This is a genomic window from Methanosphaera sp. (assembly GCF_016282985.1).
In the GTDB taxonomy this organism is placed as follows: Archaea; Methanobacteriota; Methanobacteria; order Methanobacteriales; family Methanobacteriaceae; genus Methanosphaera.
The window spans coordinates 1-5020 of record NZ_JAEELZ010000042.1 but is presented as its reverse complement, the minus strand read 5'-3'; the positions used below and the strand labels follow the sequence as shown (position 1 = coordinate 5020).

At 27.3% G+C, this 5020-nt stretch carries 1 protein-coding gene; it reads right to left on the bottom strand.

Going from position 1 to position 5020, the window contains the following annotated elements; translation table 11 throughout:
• A partial coding sequence (locus QZZ11_RS02745; protein WP_292473385.1) for an Ig-like domain-containing protein occupies nucleotides 1-4231 on the bottom strand: 4231 nt, incomplete at its 3' end.
• Nucleotides 4232-5020 lie beyond the last annotated feature (789 nt).

Below are 5020 nucleotides of genomic sequence, written 5' to 3'. Positions count from 1 at the left end.
GGTTTCCAAATTCATCAGTTAATGTTATTGTAAGGTTTCCATTATTATCATCAATAACATCATATACTGCAGTAAACTGGGTGTTTGCTTTTTCTAAGTCTAGTGTTGTTGTATTTGTCTGTGATGAGTATTTTGAATCAATTGGTGTGTATGTTACTTTAACATATTTTCCAGCAATGTGTTCAGTATCTTCTAATGGAATTGTTACAGTATTTTCTGTGAGAGTTATTGTTTTTTCTTCACCATTATTAAATGAATAAGTTAGTTGTCCATCATTAATTGGATTTCCATCTTCATCAGTTACTGTGAAAGTTACAAAGGATTCTCTATTTACTTTACCACTATAATCTATTAATACTTTAGTTTCTATAAGGTCTTTAACTGTTGCTGTTTCTGTTAATCCTTTTGGCATATCTAATTCATCAGAAACATACCATGCACTCAGTGATGATGAACCAAGTGCTGTAGGAGTAAATGTTAATGAAGCAACTCCCTTTTCAACATTAGCTTCACCCAAATAAGTACCATTTAATGAAAATATTACTTTACCGTTAGTTACCGTAAATTCTTCACAATTAACATTTACATTTAATGTATTTTCCTGATTAACAGCAAATGTTTTTGTATTAAGTTTTAGATTATATTTTGGATTAATACTATTATTGAATAATGTGTTTGTTCCATTGTTTTCTATACACTCTTTACCATAATAATCAAAAAAGGACTTTCCATAGGCCATAATATAAGAACCTGAGCTACTTAAATCATTATCCTCTATTAAATTTTCATAAGAAGAATTATCAAGAGAAATTGCAAATCGTCCATGAGTTCTGATAATATTGTCTTTGATTATATTATTAACTGAACCATAAAGAATTATGTTAGAATCAGGATGTGTTATTCTCCTACCAGCTACATCCATATCATTAGATATTATTTTACAAGATTGAGAATTATTTAAAATTAGCAAACCATCAATTGTATTGTTTGCAATATTGATATTGGAAGTATCTTGAATTGTTAAGTTATTTATTTTTAAACAAGAAATGTTTGAATTTTCTGATCCTTCAATAAATTTAACATTATTTAGTGTACTGTTTTTAATTAAAGTATATCCTTCAATATTATTGAATCCTCTTAAATTTACTGATTTATTGAAAATTAAGGATTTATTAATTTCACCATCAATTACAAAATTATATGAACTTAAATCATCTTTAATAATACCTGTTTCTTCATCAAAATAATTCATATAATTTTCATTTGTGACTATTTGATAAGTTACTGGATTTTTAGGTCGAGAATTAGCATATTGCATATATTCGTTATCGACTAAAATAGCGGAGTTTCCATCTAAAAAGAAAGTATTATATACATTAACTCTCATTGTTGCTTTTATAATTGAATCATATATTGGATTTAAAGTGGTTGGTGAAGTTAAATAGGAGTAGGGTGCATAATACCCCGTGTTATTATGAAGAGTGTAAAGATTATTCACTTGTTCATTAGCAGTTATTATACGTATTCCTGTGTTATTTTTTGAAACGTAATTTTCAATAGGTGAAGTAATTTTTAAACTATTGAAATTTACTCTTTTAGTAGCATTATAAATTATTTTAAGATTAGTATTCTCTATTGATGTAAAATTTATATCCGTATTCATACCTTCATTTGGTATAAAGAACAAGTATTTGTCCCAATTTTCATCATTAATTACTAAAATTTCTGCAGGTAATACATTATTCACGTAAGTAACGTTTTCAGTTTTAGCCATCCGTCCCTGAACTATATAATTATCTTTCACTATAGAAGTACCTTCTCCAGGATTTCCTTCTTCTCCAAATTCTGGATCATAGTACTGTATTCCTAAAGCCCATTCATTGGCAACAATAGTGTTATTTTCAATTAAATGACCTGCACCGGATATAACCATTGCCTGACAGATAGACTGATTATATGCTTGAGTATTATCAATATAATTGTTACGTATAGTAATATTATAACTAAATCCACTTCCACCATAAGTGGTTATATAGAATAAATTTCCAACATAACCTTCACCTAAAACAGTATTGTTTTCAAACAAACAATTGTTGGATGTTGCATAAACAACAGTAGAATGTCCACTATTAGATTTACTTTTAAAATAACTGTTGGTTATGTTTACATTATCAGAACTTCTGATAGATATTGCTCCAACACCAAAACCTATACCCTTATCACAAGTTAAAGAAATATTGTTAAATGTAACATTGGCTGCTCCTTCCGTTCGTACATGCGTGTTGTGAAAATTAATGTTTGTAATATTAGACCCAGAACCAGATTCAATTATATTGAAAATATATTGATCCCCTTTACTTGATGAATTAAAAATTAAATAAGCATTACCTTTAGAAGAAGTTATATTTACAGGTTTATTTACTGAAAAAGCATATTTTGAACCTTCTAAAACCCCATCAATATCAATTACATCTCCTTCAGTAACATTATCATTTAATAATCCATTAGTTACATATTGATTAAAGTTTTCTGAATTTAAAAAAATAGGGGAGGAGGATGTTTTAACTAAAACATTTCTTTTTTTAAAAAATGAAATAGTTTCAACATCTTGTGTTGTTGAGATTTGACTACAACAAGCACAATTACATACTAATAAATTACTATCATCAAACTCATATTCAGTACAGTTATCATTAGATTCTACATTATTATTAGAAGAATTTATGGAAACTGTACTGTTACCATTCTTATTATTTGAAAAATCAGTCAAACTGTTATTATAAATAGTATTACTTGTTGATTCATTTGTTATGACTATTGTGAAAACATCACCCCAACCAGCAAAATATGTTAAATTAACAGTATTTCCAGTTATTAAATTATTGGTTGATGGATATGTTGTGTTACCTGTTAATATTATGCCTACATTTTGTGGACTAATTTGTTCATAAAATGTATTTGCTACAGTGTCACTGCCCGTGATTATGAAATTGTTGTTAATAATTTTACAGTCGGTTGAACCCCAACTACCTAATCCCATAGCAGTTGTTCCTGTTGCATTAACAGTATTATGATTGAATGTGTTATTGTTTCCCATATAGTTTTCTATACCGTAACATACAGTACCAGTTAAGTTAATAGTGTTGTATGCAACATAGTTGTTTGCATTACCATTGTAGTATGTGTTGGTTAATATTCCATATGCAAGAGATTGTTCTCCATCATTTAATCCAACAGTGTTTGTACTGTTTGCATATATTGTATTGTTGTAAACAACAGATCCTGTTGATGTTGAAGCATCTATTCCTACAACATTTTTTTCTCCGGTAACTCTTATATCATTGTCTCTTATAGAGAGGTTTGATACGTAATCACTGCACATTATACCATAATTGTAATGTGAACCTGTTACGTTTATGTTATTGTTTTTAATACAGGAGTTATTTGTTCCATATCTTACAATTATTCCAGGCATAGTTGTACCATCCAAATTAAGAGTATTATTATAAATGTTTACATTATTGTTTGTAAAGCATACACCTGTTGATTGGTCTATAACTACTGCTGCAACATTTAATTCACTCCAATAAGTTACCCAATTATCATTAGTTTTCCAAGCTAAAGCTTGTGATTGAGTTGAAACTTCTATGTTGGATGAATTTACTTTTACACATGAAGAGTTAGTAATAGATATTGCTTTTGTTTCATAACTATCCCATTCGGTAAGGTTAGTTTTATATAAGTTAATATTTACATTGTTTAATGTAACGTTTGATGCATGGTCTATGTTAATTACTTTTGTATCGCTTGTAGTATTGTGATTAAAGATTACGTTGCTTATAGTAACATTGTTTCCGTTTATGTTTATTTTAACATTTGTTAATGTTTTTCCGTTTGCTGTTAATGTTACGTTGTTTCCGAAAGTTACTTGTGCGTCAGAATATGTTACATCATCACTTAATGTGATTTCAGCATTTTCATAAGTTGTTTCATTTTCTAAAGTCGAAAATGTTTGTGGATTGTCTCCACTATATACCATATCCGTTTCAATATCGTTTTCTTCTAATATGTTATCAGTTTGTGGAGAAGTAACTTCAGTTGCTACTGGTTCTACTTCTTCTGCTATAGTATCAACAGTTGTTGTATCATCAGATACTTCTGCTGCCACAGCTACTGACATTAACATTATCAGAAGAATTCCGAATATTGTTACTTTAAATTTATTATTCATTTTAGATCGTTTTACTAATTTATACAAAGAAGATTGTTTAATTGAAATAATTGAATCTGTTAACAGTTAATGTAATTTCATTAATGCAGTTTTGTAACTGTTAGTTGAATCGTTTTCAAGTTAATATGAGAATTAAACCTCTTAATCTTCTTAAAACTTAATAAAGACAAATGAAAAATAATAGTAATAATTAGAAAAACACTGAAAAGTTTATCTAATTATGTAGTGTAGTAATAGTGTGTGATTAAAAAAAATATTACTATTACTACCAAACTAATATTATTTCATTAAAATTATATCAAGTTAATAATATTTATTGCCCCCCCCCCCTTATATAGATTTCTAATATTTTTGACAGATAATAAACAATATTTGAATAATTTGTGAAAAAAAAACAACAATATACCTAAAAATGATACATCATTTTATGAAAAATGTTCATATAGATTAATACCAATTCATTCACAAATATTACATTCCAAAACATCAAAACTCTCCACCACATATGCCTTATTCTTTTATCATCATAAATGAAAAATTCCAAGCTATTCTCAAAATTATACAGTAAGAAATAACCATATTAACATAACACCCCTATAACAAAACATAATACAAAAAAATTATAGAGAAACTTTTTTTTAATATTAAGAGTGACCGACAAAATTCTTATTTTTAATATTTTCTTTATTTTTCTATTTAAAATACTTGTTTTTATCTAAAAGTCCTAATTTTTTAATTAATATTTATATACTTGTTATTACATATATTATATTAGATATTAGTTAATTT